Raw genomic sequence first — 14,449 nt, forward strand, 5'->3', positions numbered from 1 at the left:
GCGCCTGTTGCCGGGCCACATAGCCGAACCCGACAAAAGCCAGCACGCCGAAAGTGATCCACTGCATGGCGTAGGAGAGGTTGGAACCTTCCTGAACCGAGGGTAAGGACAGTGGCTGGGGTATCTCCGCCGGACGCGGCGACTCCGATGCCATCACACCGTAACTGCCGGTCATTAAGGGATAGCCCAGCTGCCGTGCATAACCTGTCAGGTCAATGCTGGCGAGCTGACCTTCGGGGGCTCCACGGTCCAGGGCAGGCTCCGAGGGTTTGATCCGTACGACCGCCGAAACGTTCCCGCGCGGGGGTTCAGGTACGGCGTCCGGGTATCCGGGCCGGACGTTGCCGATCGGGAGCCACCCGCGGTCGATCACTATGGTCTCGCCGGAGGCCAGCCGGAACGGGACCAGCACCTCATATCCCGGCGCGGAATTGTTGGGCCGGTTCCTGACGATCCTTTGGTCTTCGGGAAGGTATCGGCCGCTGACCGAAACGGTGGTCCACTTGGCGTCCGCATCGGCCGTCTCGAACAACTGGCGGGCCTCTCCGAAGGACACAGGGCTCTTGTCGTAATTTTGTTGGACCCGGCGGATTTCAGCGACCGCCTGGTTCCTTCGCTCCAGTTGCCAGTTTCCCAAGCCAACACAGATGGCAGCGAAAAGGGCTGCCATCGCGAAGATGCCCAGCCAGCGCCAGGTCAGGAGGAATCTGTACGTCATCGCCGGGCCAGCCCAGGAGGAATGGAACGACCAGCCATATTAGGGACGCACCCGGCGGGGGGACAGTTTTTGGAGGAGCAACACACCGATCCAGCCTATCCGGGACATGCGCCTCTTCCTGCCCCGGCAGCAGCCTTCGGCGCAGATTCTGAAGGATCATCGCCCCAGCCGGGTGAACCTGCCGTCGACTCCCGGTCTGCGCCTGCCGGGCCGGCACAAATGGCCACCGGCAGGCGCAGTCACCGCTACTTCCTGGCGGCGGCCTTTCTCCTGCGCAATACCAGAATCCCCGCGATGATGAGAGCTGCGGCACCGACAGTAAACGCTACCGGAGCTGCACTGTTGTCGGTCGCCGGACTCTGTTGCGTCGAGGCGCCGGGCGCGGCTGCAGCAGGGGACGGAGTGGCGGAGGAAGGTGGCGCCGTTGCAGGTGCGGGTTTCGCGCCGCCTGCGGTGGCATCCCGGACCGTGAAGGAGTAGCTTCCCTGGATCGGGTGGCCATCCGAGGAGACAGTTCGCCACAGCACTTTGTACGGGCCGTTGCTGCCCTTGTCGAGTGTGGTGGAGATCGTGGTGCCGGCTACGGCCACCTTCCCGTCGCTAATGGTTTTACCCGTTGAATCCGTGACCGTGATGACGCTGAGCTTCAGCTCCGCTGAATTCATGGGCGCTTCGGACATGGTCAGGGACACGGTTTCCGGTGCCGTGGTAACCGTCGCGTTTTCGGCAGGCGCGGTCGATTGGATGGCATCGTGGGCGAAAGCCGGGGCTGCGGAGAACGGCCCGATGCTGGCCGCAGCCACAAGGGCCAAGGTGGAGAGGACTCGTTTTCGGTTGGATATTGGCATGGAGCCTCCTGCAATTCAGGTCTGTTTCGGGGCGGCGGTCAACACATGCTGGCCGCCGCCCCGAATAGAAGGACAGGTTCATGCACGGGGGGACCGGTTGGTGCCCGCCCTGTCGTGCCCGCGGCTTCATGCCGTAGGCCGGGGTGTCCGTGCGGGCTGCTGTCAGCCCTTCCTTGCCCTGCGTGCCTGGAACATGGCGGCAACACCTGCAGCCAGGCCGAGGAGACCCGCAGCCAAGGCCGCCCAGGTCAGGCCCTGGGAGGACGTGGCGTCGGTGACCGCCGCCGCCGGCTCGGCGGCCTGTTCCGCTGTTGCGGTTTCAGCATGTCCGCCTTCGGCTGCGACAGTGGTGACGAAGGAGGGCGCGGGGTCCTGCGGCTCGTCCTGGCCCTCGACCGCCGGGTCGTCCCAGTTCCGGACCTTGCCGTCAGAGTAGGTCTGCACGATGGGGAGCGTGACCGTGGTGCCGGATTTGGGGAGCCGGCCCGCGAAGATCGAGAAGGTCTGGTACTGCTGATCCGACAGCTGGTACTGGGGGTCGGTGGCGGTCCACGTCACGGACAGCGGCGCTTCCGTGACCGTTGCACCGTTCACGGTGACGGGTTTGGGAAGCTTGCCTTTGACGATTTCTGCTTTCCAGCCTTCGACGGGTTTGGCCCGGACGGAGCTGAACGGGGTGGAGACGGGCAGGTCCACCTTGATCTTGGCGGTCTTCGCGGTCTTGGACTCGCTCGGAACCCTGAACGTCAATTGGGTCGAGCCGCCTTCGGCTGTGACTTCAGGCGTTACTTCTATGTGGGCGGACGCCGCGGCGAGGCCGAGGCTCATGAGAGCAGCCGTCGCGGCGCCGGCCGCGGCAATTCTCAAAACGGGCGTGTTTGTCTGTTGCATGGGAATATCCTTCGCTGGGGCCGCCCACGAGGATAGGCCGGGGTGGGCGGCGGAAAAGAGAGGTGGTTAGGCGCGAAAGGGCGCGGCCTCCGGGTGCAGGCGGAGTCAGACCGAGCGGGCGGGAAGGAGGGCGCGGTCAGGCCAGGGTGGCCCGCGGATGCCGTCACCGCGCAGGTTTCGCCATCGCGGGCGGGCTGGGGCCGGGGCCGGGCCGCAAGGCACCGGCCGGCAGGTGGGGACCGGGGTGGGGGCAAGGAAGCGCGCCAGGGGCCGCAGCCACGCGGCAAGCTGCCACAGGGCAGCTTCGGCCTTGCCCAGCACCACAGCAGTCACGGCGGTGGCGAAAAGGTGCGCCAGTGACATGGCATATCCGGCGGATTCGTGGATAAGAAGGGATGATGGGGGGGACTGGCACGGGAGGCTGGCCGCTTGGACAGCGTGGTGCGCGAAGCTGTCGGAGGAGGCAGCGGCCTGGCAGGAGGATGCGCCGGAAAGAACGTTGAGGGCCTCGTGCAGCAATATCTGCCCGCCGGCGAGTACGGCAGCAATCTTTGCCAGGGACAACTGCCGCCCGGCCAGAGACATCACGCCAGCCAGGACCAGGGCAAGCAGGGCCAGTGAAATATCCGCCGTGGGAAGGCTGCCTCCGCCGAGGACATGCGCGCCGGCCGCGAGTACAAACACCGTTCCGGTCACGAGGAGGGAACGGAAAAGACGCAGCCCGCCTCCAGCCATCTGCGCCTCCATTCCTTCAGGTTACAGGACCGGTCCGAAACCCCAGATTGCGGGGACCACCTTTCAAAAACCTTGCCCACGGGGTCCCCCCTTTTGCATCCAAAGATCAGCAAAGGCGCCCCGCCCCGAACCGGCCACAAGGGACAGTGGTGAAACTTGCCGAATCCGCAGCGTGGCAAGGTTTCTGCAAGGAGGGGCGCGCAGACTTGGGACGTCAATCCAGGCTGGACGGGGGGCAGGGGAGCGAGGATGTGGTCGGTGGGAGCGCGGAAACCCGGGCGTGCCGGTGTCTTTTCGGTCCTGGCGGGTCTATGCCTGCTGCTGGCCGGCTGCATACCGGTCCCACAACCTGTCCCGCCCGCTCCCTCCCCACCGGCAACAACCTCGGACCCCGCCGCAACGTCGGTGCGGTTCACCGCACAGGGCGACATCGGTGTCAGTGATGGGGCCAGGAACGTCCTGGACCTCATCGCGGGTCTTAAGCCGCAGCTGAACCTTGCCCTGGGGGATTTTGCGTACGAGCCGGGCATCGAAGACCAGTTCTGCGACATGGTCAAGGGAACCCTGGGCGCAGACTTTCCCTATCAGCTGATCACCGGCAACCACGAGAGCGACGGCAGCGACGGGGACATCGACAAGTTTGCCGCGTGCCTGCCCAACAGGCTCCCCGGCCTGCAGGGGGAGTACGGAACGCAATGGTACGCGGATGTACCCCAGGACAACCCGATCGTCCGGTTTGTCATGATATCCCCGGGCATAGAGTTCAAGGACGGGCAGACTCTGGACTATTCGCAGGGCAGTGACCGGTGGCAGTGGACCACTGCCGCGATCGACGGCGCCGAGGCGGCGGGCATTCCCTGGACGGTAGTGGGCATGCACGTCCCGTGCCGGAGCATGGGCAAATACGCCTGCCAGCCCGGGCAGGAACTGACCAACATGCTGGTGGAGAAGAAAGTAGACCTCGTTCTTGCCGGCCACGAACACGCCTATCAGCGCACGCACCAGATCGGCACCGGGGACGGTTGCCCCCGCCTGGTCCCTAATGAACATTCCGCGCGGTGCCTGGCCGACACCGACGCCAGCATGGTCCGTGGCAATGGGACCGTCTTTGCCACGTCAGGAGCCGGCGGTGTGGGCATGTACGACATCACCGCTGATGATCCGGAAGCCGGATACTTCGCGGCCGTGTCCGGGAAAAACCGGGACCCGGCCAAGGGCACCCTCGAAGCCACCGCCACCCCTAAACGTCTCAGCGTCCGGTTCGTCCCCGCGCAGGGTACAGCTTCACCGATGCCTTCACCACCGAAGCAAAGTGACCGGCGCCCGATTGCTGCTACCCGGCCCCTGCCGGTGCCCAACGGCCGGATCTTCAATGCGCCAGTGACCTAGTGCCTGCGTGACAGCCCGATTTCGAACACGAACGTCACCGGCCGCGGTCTCGGCAATGAGATGCTGGCCCGGTGTGAGGGCACGTGCCCGTTCCTTCGGCGCCCCACCATCACCTGCTGGTGATGGGGCGCGGGCGCCGGAACACCGCCGGCTGTCCGGTCTGTGTGTGTGGCTGGGGGGTGGATGGGCCCCTGCGGCTCCCGTATTTCTCAGTTTTTCTGTAGGGTTTGGGCGGCAGGATGCTTGGAAACGGCCCGCGAAGGGAGTTACCGAACGTGAGCTCCGCATTGAACGGGTTGCACATTGAACCCGTTACAACCCCTCTGATCCAGGGTACGTGGGTGCGCTCCGTGCCCTTCCAGGAGCCAGGTGACTCCATGGCTGCGGACCAGCCGCAGGGGCCGGCAGCAGGCGGGGTTGGCGTGACCCCCCGGGGATTGGCGCGCATGAACGATGTGATCCTGCTCGTTCAGCGGACAGGCAGATACCCGTCTTCCGCCTCGACTGACGGTCACGAACGTAACCTCGCGACCTGGCTGCGCCGCCGCCGCCATGAGGCCAAGCACGGCACTCTGGCCCACACATTCCGGATTGGTTTGGATGTCCTGCCTCAGTGGCAGGCGACCCCCCGCTCCACGGCCGACGCCGCCCGGTGGCAGAGCCGCCTGGAGGAACTGGCTGCATACCGCTGCTCGGACCGGGACTGGCCCCGACACCGGGCCGCAGAAACCTCGCAGGAGCACCAGCTGGGCGTATGGATCCACACCCAACGCTTCATGCTGCGCCGTGGCACACTCGATACGGCGAAAATCCAGGCCCTGGATGCCGCGGTGCCAGGATGGCGGGCCGGAAGGCGGTGCGGACGCAAACCCGCGCAGGACGGGTAAGCAGCGCCTCGGCCCTCTCTTACCTGCGGCGCTTCCAGACACTTTGGGTCGATGCCAGAGCTTCAATTACAGCGCATGCGGGTGCAGCCATGGCGCTCGTGATTCACGCCCCGGCCGGTGCGGCGCCATCCCCGCGGGTCTCAGTCCACCATCCTGACACGAGCGCTGCAGGACCCGGTATCAGCTGCCATAGCCGGCACCCAGGAACACCAGTGGGGCGCCTGTGCGATGTCAGGCAGTCCGTTCAGGGCAGAACAGGTCCCTTGATGGCCCCTCAGCTGCTTTCATTTCCTGCGGGGAACTGGCCGAACGGCTCCCGGCGGGGAGGTGGGATGTGATCAAAACGCCTGCGCTGGGCCGCCCGTCTGCCGGGCGCCATCCCTGCATGGCGCTCAGGCACGCTTCGCGCCTTCCAACGGTGGAGAAAGCGGTGGCCCGGAGACCATTATCGATGCGGGATCACTTCGCTAGCCATATGAGCCGACCCGCGCTCCGTTTGGGGGGACCTATCACGGGGCGGATTATGGGCCAAGGCATATACGGGCATTCCGGCACCAGGCCTCCCCGGGCGAGAATCACAGGGTGCTTCCCCCTTCCATACCCGACCCTGTAGACCGGTAATCGTGAGCCTGTGTTCCTGCGGTGGGTGCGAGTTAAGAGGATGGATCGGCTTTGCGTTTCGTCGGCCGATACCCGGCGACTGCGGCGCGGACGTCGCCCTCTTCGTGTCCGCCCTTCTTTTTGCCGAAGGGCAGTGCATTTAGCACCGGGTGCAGGATGGCCATGACGCCGATACCCCATGCGAGTCCGAGGACGGTAGAGCACAGGGTGTTTATGAGCCAGGCCAGGAAGCCTCCCATCACCGGCGTCCCGGCGAAAGGCGTCTCGAGGAGATGGACCAGGTCATACGGCGTGTGCCATCCGAGGTCGTATGCCCCCTGCAGCATGATGTGACCACCAACCCACAGCATGGCGATGGTGCCGATAAGGGTGATCGCGGCCAGCACCCCGGGCATGCCCTTGACGAGCAGCTCGCCGAAGCGCTGGGAGCCGGCAGAGTCCTTAGCGGCCAGGTGCAGGCCGACGTCGTCCATCTTGACGATAAGTGCGACGGCACCGTACACGAGCACTGTGATCACTAAGGCGACGACGACCAGGATTAGCGCCCGGACCCACAAGGACTCATCGGCCACCTCGTTCATCGAGATGACCATGATCTCGCATGACAGGATGAAGTCCGTGGTAATGGCGCCCTTGATGACCTTTGACTCCGCCTCCGGACCCCGCTCGACCGCCGGCGTATCTTCTTCCGTGGAATGGCGGCCCCGGACCTTGTGCCAGACCTTCTCCGCACCCTCGTAGCAGAGGTAGGTGCCGCCCAGCATGAGGATGAACGGGATGACCCCCGGGACGAAAGCGCTGACGAGCAGCAGTGCCGGAAGTATGGCCAACAGCTTGTTCCGGAGCGAGCCCCAGAAGATCCGCTTGATCATCGGCAGTTCGCGCGACGGGTCAGCCCCGGCCACGTATTGCGGGGTGACGGCGGCGTCATCGATCACCACGCCGGCGGCCTTGGCCCCCGCCTTGGCGGTTCCGGCAGCGACGTCGTCCACCGAAGCCGCCGCTATACGGGCGAGGGCCGCGACGTCGTCCAGCAGGGCGACGAGGCCGCCGCTCACAGATCGCTCCCGCACTCCTCGGAGGTGGACTGCTGGACGAGGATATATCGGTCACGGCGCATGATTGGCATGTTCGGAGTATATGGTGGCGGGCAGCCCATCGGGGCAAAGGGTTTCACTGCCCCTGTAACCGTTCCAAGCTGCGGTCGATGCCATGGTCAACCCGCGCCCCGGGACGTCGCCAGAACCTCGGCGAGCCTGCCGCATACTTTCCCACTCCACGGCGCGCCAGCGGCGCTCATCCGCTAAATCGGGATGGACTGAACACCGGGGCCAAGAAGACCGTGAACGTCTGGTTCTCACACCGAAAGAAATCACCAAAAGGGAAAACGTCACCCCTCGACGGCAAAATGCCACTTACTGGGACGCAGGCTTGTCTACCGAGGTCGCCGAAATCCCGACTCTGTTAGGCCACCTAGGGGATTGGAGCCACGACAGGAGAAGACCTTCTCAGCCAAGCTGTCGCCGCTGACCATTTTCACGGGCAACGGTCTGGAAGAACTAGATGAGCACGTTCCATTGGCGGCTGGCCTGCCAGAAGGGCTCTGCGGAGCGGGCTGACCGTGATCCAGGAACGCGGGCGGCCGTGGATAAGCCGTAGACCCGGGTCAGTCCGGGGTGTTTGCCCGGGAGTGCCGGAGGGTGCCCAGAACGTACAGGCCTGCCCCGATGGTGACGAAGGCGTCGGCGAGGTTGAAGGTGGGGAACCATCCTGTGTGGAGGTAGTCCACGACGCCGCGGCCGTCGAGGCGGTCCACGAGGTTCCCGGCCGCGCCGCCCAGTACCAGCGCCGCACCGGCCCGGGAGAGCCTGGACATGGCCGGTGCGGTGGATACCGCGTACCAGGTCATGGTCAGGATGATCGTGGCAGTGGCAGCGATGACGAGCCACGGGGCCAGGCCCGCGCCGAGGCTGAATGCGACCCCGGTGTTGTAGAGCAGCCGGAGGTTGATGATGCCCAGGTCGGCGCCCGCGCCGTGCTGAAGGGTCAGGACGGCAAGGCCTTTGACGGCCAGGTCCGCGACAGCCAAGGCAGCTGCCGCGGAGAGCAGGACACGGCGGGCCCTTTTGGCTTTCCCGGCGAGCGGGGGTGTGCCGGCGGGGCTTGCCGGGGATCCGGTGCTCATGCTGCCGGTTCCAGGGCCGGCGCCGGCTTGGCGGGCTGGAGCGTGGTTTTGTCGCTGATCCGGCCGGCGCGGACGCCGTTGGCGATCACGACGATTTCAGCCAGTTCGTGAATCAGGACCACCGCCGCCAGTCCCAGCGCCCCGACCAGTGCCAGCGGGATCAGGACAGCGATCAGCAGCAGGGACAGGCCCACGTTCTGCAGCATGATGGACCGGGTCCTGCGGGCGTGGTCCAGAACCTGGGGCAGGTGGTTCAGGTCCTCGCCCATCAGGGCGATGTCGGCGGTTTCGATCGCGACGTCGGTTCCCATCGCGCCCATGGCGACCCCGGTGTCTGCGGTGGCCAGGGCCGGGGCGTCGTTGACGCCGTCGCCGATCATGGCGGTCGGCTGACGGGTCTTGAGGGTCCGGATGATCTCGGCCTTGTCTTCGGGACGGAGGTCGGCGTGGACCTCGGTGATGCCCGCAGCCTCGCCCAGGGCCCTGGCGGTGATCGCGTTGTCACCGGTGAGCATGGCCGTGGTGTAACCGGAGGCGCGCAGCCGGGCAATGACGTCCCGGGCTTCTGGCCGCAGCTCGTCACGGACAGCCACCGCACCGATGACCTCACCTGCGGATTCGATCAGAACGGCGGTCGCGCCTGCCGTTTGCATCCGCTCGACCTCAGCGGCCAGCGGGCCGGGGTTGATCCAGCCGGGACGGCCGAGGCGGACGGTCCTGCCCTCGAAGCGGCCTTCCAGGCCGGCGCCGGGCACGGTGTCCACGTCGGTCACATCGGCCGGGGCAGGGGACGCGGCAAGGATGGCGCGGGCCAGGGGGTGTTCGCTGCGGGCCTCCAGCCCTGCCGCGAGGGCCAGGACCTCGTCCCGGGTGGCCGTACCGGCAGCGGCGACATCGATGACTTCGGGCTTGTTCCGGGTCAGGGTGCCGGTCTTGTCCAGGGCGATGGTGCGGATCCTGCCGAGGGTTTCCAGGGCGCCGCCGCCCTTGATGAGCACACCGATCCGTGAGGCGGCGCCGACGGAGGCGACGACGGTGACCGGCACGGAGATCGCCAAAGCGCAGGGCGACGCGGCGACCAGGACGACGAGGGCTCGTTCAAACCACAGCAAAGGTTCTCCGACGATGAAGCCGAAGCCGATGATCAGGGCGGCGGCGATCAGGATGCCGGGGACGAGTTTCTTGGCGATGTTGTCGGCCAGGCGCTGGCCGGGGCCCTTGCGGGACTGTTCGGCCTCGACGATGTGCACGATCCTGGCCAGGGAGTTGTTCTCCGCGGTGCTGGTGACTTCGACTTCCAGCGGCCCGGTGCCGTTGATCGCCCCGGCGTAGACCTCGCTGCCGGGGCCGGCCTCCATGGGCACGGATTCGCCGGTCAGCGCCGAGGTGTCCAGGGAGGTGCGGCCGGTGATGATCCGGCCGTCGGTGGCCAGCCGTTCGCCGGGGCGGACTATCATCCGGTCTCCGGGGACGAGCTCGGCGGGGTCAACCCTGACCTCTGCCCCGTCGCGCAGGACTGTCGCTTCGGCCGGGACCAGGTCCAGCAGGGCCCGCAGACCGCGCCGGCTTTTCGCCAGGGAGTACTCCTCCAGACCCTCCGAGATTGAGTAGAGGAAGGCGAGCATCGCCGCTTCCTCGAACTCGCCCAGAGCCACCGCGCCGACGGCGGCGATCGTCATCAGGGTCCCGACACCGATCTTGCCCTTGAGCAGGCGGCGCAGGGTGGAGGGAACAAAAGTCCATGCCGCGACCAACAGGGCCCCGATTTCCAGGACCAGGCGCAGCCACTCCGGGCCCCCGGTCAGGGACAGGATCCAGGCGGCCAGGAGCAGCACACCCGAGACCGCGGCGGCACGGATCTCATTGATCTGCCAGAACCCGACCGCTTCCTCGGCCTCTTCCGCTACGGTCTCGGGCTTGTCATCGCTGCAGCCGCAGGCGTCCCTCATCGCGTATTCTCCTTTGTCAGTTCCGCGCTGGTGCTTCCGGCGCCGTAGTTCGGGCACAGGCTGACCGCGTTGCCGGTCGCGGCGAGCAGGACCTCGGCCTGGGCGAGCATGTCCATCAGTTCCGGGCGGGCGAGCGAGTAATAGACGCTGCGGCCCTGCGCGCGGCCCTCCACCAGGCGGCAGTCGCGCAGGCAGGCCACGTGGGCCGACACCGTGGATTGGGCAAGGCCCAACTCCGTCGCGAGATCACCCACCCGGATTTCGCCCCCGGCCATCCGCTTCACGATGCTCAGACGGGTCGGGTCGCTCAGGGAATGAAACAGGGCAGCCGCCGGATCCAGCCGCCCGCACTCATCAGAACCACCAATTTGAATCGTCATACGACGATGATAGCGTGATTGCATGATATTACCGATCCCTTCCACCTTGCGCTCGTCGCGGGCAGGGCTTCCCCGTCCCAGGGCATTGCCGGGTCCGTATGGGACCGCGGGGGGTCGGTTGCTGTGACTATCGGTGCTTTCTTTGCCGAGATGGTGCAGTCAGGGTCGTTGCTGTTGGCCATGCCGCTGGCGATCACGGCCGGCACGGTCTCGTTCATCTCGCCGTGCATCCTGCCGCTGGTGCCCGGATACCTGGGCTACGTTTCGGGCCTGACCGATCCGGCCCGGCCGGACAACCGGCGCCGTGTCCTGACCGGCGTCGGGTTGTTCATCCTTGGTTTCGCTGCTGTCTTCACGCTCTACGGGGCCGCGTTCGGTGTGATCGGCGGCTGGCTGCTGCAATGGCAGGACACGCTGATCCGGGTCCTGGGCGGATTCGTCGTGTTCATGGGCCTGGTGCTGATCGGCCGCTTCTCCTTCCTGCAGAACACCCGGAAGCTCTCCTTCAAACCCCGGACCGGCGCCGCCGGCGCCCCGGTCCTGGGGATCGTGTTTGGCCTGGGCTGGACCCCGTGCATGGGCCCGACCCTTAGCGCCGTGCTGGCGCTGAGCACCACGACAGGGGATCCCTGGCGCGGGGCTTTGCTGGGGTTCCTGTACTGCCTCGGGCTGGGGATCCCCTTCGTGCTGGTCGCCGTGGGCCTGAACTGGGTGACGAAGACCCTGGGGTTCATCCGCCGGCATATCCGCGCCTTCAACATCATCGGTGGTTCCCTGCTGGTCCTGGTCGGGATCCTGATGGTCTCGGGGATCTGGATGCTCTGGATCTACCAGCTGCAGAACCTTGCCGCCACGATCACCACCCCCGTCTGACGGAAAGAACCAGAACATGAACACACACCAGCCCACACCCCGACCGGCGACCCTGCTCCCGGGGCGGCGCGGACTGCTGCTGAGCGCAGCGTCCGCCGCGCTGCTTCTGGCCGGCTGCGCCGCCCCCGATACCCTGGCAGCGCAGGCCAGGGCCGGGGACAACAAAAACTACATCGCCGGGGACGGATCCGTCTCCGAATACGCAACCGGGGCTAGAGGCGCCGCGGTGGAAATGTCCGGTGTGCTCTACGACGGCACCGCGGTCAGTTCCGCCCACTGGAAAGGCAACGTCACCGTCCTGAACGTCTGGTACGCCGGCTGCGCACCCTGCCGCAAGGAAGCGCCCGACCTGGAAGCGCTGCACCAGGCCTTCAAAGACGACGGCGTCCGGTTTTACGGGATCAACGTCCGGGACACCGCCGCGACAGCCGCGGCCTTTGAACGCACCTTCGGCACCACCTACCCCAGCCTCAACGACTCCGACGGCGGCATCCTGCTGGCCCTGTCCGACCATGTGCCACCGCGTGCCGTGCCCACCACGCTCATTCTGGACAGGCAAGGCAAAGTCGCGGCGCGGGTCCTGGGCCTGGCAGAAAAAAGTACCCTCAAGGCCCTGATCACCAGCGCGCTCAACGAGTCCTGAACGGTGACGGGGACAGTCCTGCGGGCCGCTCAGGGCCTTCAGCCGCACGCTTCCGGCCCCGTAGCCTCTGCCCTAGACTCGGGAACAACGCCACTGGCATGCACCAAGGGGAGATACGAGTGACTGCACGGTTGCCTGACAGCTCGCTGGCCCTGCTGCGCGAGGGATACACCTTCATCTCGGCCCGCTACGACGAGGCCGGCACGGACCTCTTCCAGACCCGTCTGATGCTTCGTCCCGTCGTGTGCATCAGGGGAGCTGCGGCGGCGGAATTCTTCTATGGCGGGGGACGGTTCAGCCGCACAGGGGCTCTTCCGCGGTCGGCCAAGCACCTGCTGCAGGATGCCAAAAGCGTCCAGCCCTTGAAGGGGCAGAGCATCACCGCCGCAAGCAACTGTTCCTGGAAGTGGGCAACCGCGATTCAGTCCAACGACTCGGGGCGGCTTTTGACGCTGCATGGCACGACCCACACCGCGGCCTGCCACCGGACCACCGTTTTGCCCTGCACAGCGAGGTACGGCGGATCCTCACCGCCGCCGCCTGCAGCTGGGCCGGTCTTCCCACCGATCCCGCCACCGTTCGCAGGCGCAGCAGGGAGCTGGGCCTGATGATCGACCATGCCGGAACGTTCGGGCCCATGAACTGGTATGCCCGCGGGCGGCGGCGTTCAACTGAGAAGTGGGCCGCGAACGCCATCCAGGCAGCCCGGTCATCGTCGGGAGCGGATCAGATACCGGCAAACCCGGTGGAGGCCATCGCATTCCATCGGGACAACACCGGGAAGGAACTGCCTGCTGACACGGCCGCGGTGGAACTGCTGAACCTGCTGCGACCGGTCGTGGCGGTCAGCAACTTCATCGTCTTCGCCGCCCTCGCCCTCGCGCAGCACCGGCAGTGGAAAGACAAACTCTGCGGCAGCGACGACGCCGACCTTCACCGTTTCGCCCAGGAAGTCCGCCGGTACTACCCGTTCTTCCCCTTCGTCGGAGGCACAGCGACCAGGCACCTGGAATGGGCCGGGCATGCCTTCAAGCCCGGGGACTGGGTTCTTCTGGACCTCTACGGCACCAACCACGATCCACGAAGCTGGGAAGACCCGGAAAGCTTCAACCCGGACCGCTTCCGCGACTGGCAGCCCGATGCCCACACCCTGATCCCGCAGGGAGCCGGAGACCACTTCACCGGCCACCGATGCCCGGGGGAAGACATTACGGTGGACCTGATCAAACGGGCCATCCAGTCGCTCGCTGCCGCGCCTGACCTCCAGGTACCCGCCCAAGACCTCAACTTCAGCCTCTCCAACATGCCCGCCCTCCCCAAGAGCGGCTTCATCCTGGACCCCCGCCCGCCAGTGCGCCGATAACAGACCAGCACGGGCACGGGACCACGGAGAAGAGCGGGCAGGGCGAACCGGTGCAGTTAAGACGCTTTTGGGGCAGTTAATGAGAGGGCACCGGATCTGAACGTGCCGGACGAGATGTAAGAAGCCGTCATTGAAGGCGCGGAGCATGGCAGGACCCCGGCTGGAGTTGATGGTTGACGGGGACCACCGCCTTGGGAATCGGGATGGGTGATCGGTGCGGTGGGCCGATCACCGGGCAGACGAAGTGGAGGCATGTCATGGACGCTCCAGCAACTCTCACCCCCGAACAGGCCGAGCGGCTCACCCGCAAGGGTCTGCGGCTGGCCCAGTTCACGGTCGTATATAACGTCATCGAAGGCATCATCGCCGTGACGGCCGGCCTTCTGGCCGGGCTGGTCTCCGTGATCGGCTTCGGCATCGACTCGGGCATTGAATCCATCGCCGCAGTTCTGGTCGGAATTCGGCTCACCGCCCGGCTCCGGCACGGCGAAGCGGACGAGCGCAGAGAACGCATCGCGCTCAGGCTGGTCGCGGTCACCTTCTTCATCCTCGCCGCCTACGTCAGCTACGAAGGCATCAAGAGCCTGGTCGAGGGTGAAGCGCCGGCGAGTTCCCCGGTCAGCATCGGCATCCTGGTGCTGTCCCTGATTGTCATGCCGTTCCTCGCAGTAATGAAGAAACGCGTCGGAACCAGGCTGCAGGACAACCTGATCCTGGCCGACGCCGCGGAAACCAAAATCTGCGTGCTGCTGAGTGTCTCCACGCTCCTGGGCGTGGGGTTATACATGCTGACCGGAGCGGTGTGGCTGGACCCGGTGGCAGGCTTCATCATCGCCGCATTCGCCCTGTGGGAGGGCAAAGAAGCCTGGGAGGGCGAACTTGCCGAAGACACCGACGACGACGACTAGTGCCCCCAAATCACCATCACCACCACGGTGGCTTACCGGTTCGGCTCGCCGCCACCGTC

At 66.1% G+C, this 14,449-nt stretch carries 15 protein-coding genes; 7 read left to right on the forward strand and 8 right to left on the reverse strand.

Annotated features, from left to right (window positions below; all coding sequences use genetic code 11):
- The 4 genes from LFT45_RS22295 to LFT45_RS22310 all read right to left on the reverse strand — a co-directional run.
- The coding region (locus LFT45_RS22295; RefSeq protein WP_236809508.1) for an SURF1 family cytochrome oxidase biogenesis protein at positions 1-718 on the reverse strand (718 nt) is incomplete at its 3' end.
- 245 nt (positions 719-963) lie between these two features.
- Positions 964-1,566 (reverse strand): copper resistance CopC family protein, encoded by a 603-nt coding sequence (locus tag LFT45_RS22300; protein WP_236809510.1) that lies wholly within the window; start codon positions 1,564-1,566, stop codon positions 964-966.
- 162 nt (positions 1,567-1,728) lie between these two features.
- Positions 1,729-2,457 (reverse strand): YcnI family copper-binding membrane protein, encoded by a 729-nt coding sequence (locus LFT45_RS22305; protein WP_236809512.1) that lies wholly within the window; start codon positions 2,455-2,457, stop codon positions 1,729-1,731.
- Between the two features lie 105 nt (positions 2,458-2,562).
- On the reverse strand, positions 2,563-3,204 hold the full coding sequence (locus tag LFT45_RS22310; RefSeq protein ID WP_236809514.1) for a hypothetical protein: 642 nt from the start codon (positions 3,202-3,204) through the stop codon (positions 2,563-2,565).
- Between the two features lie 246 nt (positions 3,205-3,450).
- On the opposite strand from LFT45_RS22310, the gene LFT45_RS22315 reads away from it, so the two are divergent.
- Positions 3,451-4,581 carry a metallophosphoesterase gene (locus LFT45_RS22315; RefSeq protein ID WP_236809515.1) on the forward strand — a complete coding sequence of 377 codons (1,131 nt, stop codon included), beginning with the start codon at positions 3,451-3,453 and terminating at the stop codon, positions 4,579-4,581.
- A gap of 446 nt (positions 4,582-5,027) precedes the next feature.
- Positions 5,028-5,468 (forward strand): helicase associated domain-containing protein, encoded by a 441-nt coding sequence (locus LFT45_RS22320; protein ID WP_236809517.1) that lies wholly within the window; start codon positions 5,028-5,030, stop codon positions 5,466-5,468.
- 653 nt (positions 5,469-6,121) lie between these two features.
- On the opposite strand, the gene LFT45_RS22325 is transcribed toward LFT45_RS22320, so the two are convergent.
- The 4 genes from LFT45_RS22325 to LFT45_RS22340 all read right to left on the reverse strand — a co-directional run bounded on the left by LFT45_RS22325 (position 6,122) and on the right by LFT45_RS22340 (position 10,603).
- Positions 6,122-7,147 carry a DUF808 domain-containing protein gene (locus LFT45_RS22325; RefSeq protein ID WP_236809519.1) on the reverse strand — a complete coding sequence of 342 codons (1,026 nt, stop codon included), beginning with the start codon at positions 7,145-7,147 and terminating at the stop codon, positions 6,122-6,124.
- Positions 7,148-7,755: 608 nt separating this feature from the next.
- Complete coding sequence (gene lspA / locus LFT45_RS22330) at positions 7,756-8,274, reverse strand: signal peptidase II (RefSeq protein WP_236809531.1); 519 nt, start codon at positions 8,272-8,274, stop codon at positions 7,756-7,758.
- A complete protein-coding gene (locus LFT45_RS22335) occupies positions 8,271-10,223 on the reverse strand; it encodes a heavy metal translocating P-type ATPase (protein WP_236809533.1) in 1,953 nt (650 codons plus the stop codon). The genes lspA and LFT45_RS22335 overlap by 4 nt, the downstream gene beginning before the upstream one ends.
- Positions 10,220-10,603 carry an ArsR/SmtB family transcription factor gene (locus LFT45_RS22340; protein WP_236809538.1) on the reverse strand — a complete coding sequence of 128 codons (384 nt, stop codon included), beginning with the start codon at positions 10,601-10,603 and terminating at the stop codon, positions 10,220-10,222. The genes LFT45_RS22335 and LFT45_RS22340 overlap by 4 nt, the downstream gene beginning before the upstream one ends.
- Before the next feature lie 123 nt (positions 10,604-10,726).
- On the opposite strand from LFT45_RS22340, the gene LFT45_RS22345 reads away from it, so the two are divergent.
- The 5 genes from LFT45_RS22345 to LFT45_RS22365 all read left to right on the forward strand — a co-directional run bounded on the left by LFT45_RS22345 (position 10,727) and on the right by LFT45_RS22365 (position 14,390).
- Positions 10,727-11,476: a cytochrome c biogenesis CcdA family protein gene (locus LFT45_RS22345; RefSeq protein ID WP_236809540.1), complete on the forward strand. Its 750-nt coding sequence runs from the start codon at positions 10,727-10,729 to the stop codon at positions 11,474-11,476.
- 16 nt (positions 11,477-11,492) lie between these two features.
- Positions 11,493-12,119, forward strand: a complete 627-nt coding sequence (locus tag LFT45_RS22350) for a TlpA family protein disulfide reductase (RefSeq protein ID WP_236809542.1) — start codon at positions 11,493-11,495, stop codon at positions 12,117-12,119.
- 119 nt (positions 12,120-12,238) lie between these two features.
- Positions 12,239-12,727: a hypothetical protein gene (locus LFT45_RS22355; RefSeq protein WP_236809543.1), complete on the forward strand. Its 489-nt coding sequence runs from the start codon at positions 12,239-12,241 to the stop codon at positions 12,725-12,727.
- Positions 12,727-13,482 carry a cytochrome P450 gene (locus LFT45_RS22360; RefSeq protein ID WP_236809546.1) on the forward strand — a complete coding sequence of 252 codons (756 nt, stop codon included), beginning with the start codon at positions 12,727-12,729 and terminating at the stop codon, positions 13,480-13,482. Before LFT45_RS22355 ends, LFT45_RS22360 begins: the two co-directional genes overlap by 1 nt.
- Positions 13,483-13,739: 257 nt before the next feature.
- Complete coding sequence (locus LFT45_RS22365) at positions 13,740-14,390, forward strand: cation diffusion facilitator family transporter (protein ID WP_236809551.1); 651 nt, start codon at positions 13,740-13,742, stop codon at positions 14,388-14,390.
- Positions 14,391-14,449: the final 59 nt, after the last annotated feature.

It is taken from the genome of Arthrobacter sp. FW305-BF8, assembly GCF_021789315.1.
Taxonomy (GTDB): Bacteria; Actinomycetota; Actinomycetes; order Actinomycetales; family Micrococcaceae; genus Arthrobacter.

Bases quoted from the DNA above. Each gene is read 5' to 3' on its own strand.
- LFT45_RS22310 (WP_236809514.1), bottom strand. From the start codon at position 3,204: ATGGAGGCGCAGATGGCTGGAGGCGGGCTGCGTCTTTTCCGTTCCCTC.
- LFT45_RS22360 (WP_236809546.1), top strand. From the start codon at position 12,727: ATGATCGACCATGCCGGAACGTTCGGGCCCATGAACTGGTATGCCCGC.
- LFT45_RS22365 (WP_236809551.1), top strand. From the start codon at position 13,740: ATGGACGCTCCAGCAACTCTCACCCCCGAACAGGCCGAGCGGCTCACC.
- LFT45_RS22335 (WP_236809533.1), bottom strand. From the start codon at position 10,223: ATGAGGGACGCCTGCGGCTGCAGCGATGACAAGCCCGAGACCGTAGCG.
- LFT45_RS22350 (WP_236809542.1), top strand. From the start codon at position 11,493: ATGAACACACACCAGCCCACACCCCGACCGGCGACCCTGCTCCCGGGG.
- LFT45_RS22320 (WP_236809517.1), top strand. From the start codon at position 5,028: ATGAACGATGTGATCCTGCTCGTTCAGCGGACAGGCAGATACCCGTCT.
- LFT45_RS22305 (WP_236809512.1), bottom strand. From the start codon at position 2,457: ATGCAACAGACAAACACGCCCGTTTTGAGAATTGCCGCGGCCGGCGCC.
- lspA (WP_236809531.1), bottom strand. From the start codon at position 8,274: ATGAGCACCGGATCCCCGGCAAGCCCCGCCGGCACACCCCCGCTCGCC.
- LFT45_RS22340 (WP_236809538.1), bottom strand. From the start codon at position 10,603: ATGACGATTCAAATTGGTGGTTCTGATGAGTGCGGGCGGCTGGATCCG.
- LFT45_RS22300 (WP_236809510.1), bottom strand. From the start codon at position 1,566: ATGCCAATATCCAACCGAAAACGAGTCCTCTCCACCTTGGCCCTTGTG.